Source organism: Brevundimonas sp. P7753, from assembly GCF_013386595.1.
GTDB lineage: Bacteria > Pseudomonadota > Alphaproteobacteria > Caulobacterales > Caulobacteraceae > Brevundimonas > Brevundimonas bullata.
On the sequence record NZ_JACARP010000260.1, the window covers coordinates 1 to 300 of the forward strand.

At 62.3% G+C, this 300-nt stretch carries 1 protein-coding gene; it reads left to right on the forward strand.

Features of this window, described 5'->3' with window-relative positions; genetic code table 11:
* Nucleotides 1-96: 96 nt before the first annotated feature.
* Nucleotides 97-300 (forward strand): hypothetical protein (locus tag HX774_RS19495; RefSeq protein ID WP_218650547.1); only part of this gene is annotated, 204 nt, incomplete at its 3' end.

A 300-nucleotide genomic window follows, 5' to 3' on the forward strand; every position in this document is an offset into this window, starting at 1 on the left:
ACAGATGCTTCGACTGACAGACCGCTATCGCAGGCAAGCCAGCTCCCACATTAGTATGGGGATGGTTTTGATATCTGTTTCTGCAAGGAGCCCTGCATGTCGACTGCCGTTCGTCTCGCCCAACCCACCGATGCTGAAGGCATCAGCCAGGTCATCCTGGCCGCCCTGCACAGCAGCAATGCGCGGGATTACCCGGCCGAGGTGATCGCCCGCGTCGCGAGCAACTTCACGCCTGACGCGGTATTGGCGTTGCTCACGCGGCGGCTGGTGCTGGTGGCGGTGCAGGGCCAGGCGATCGTG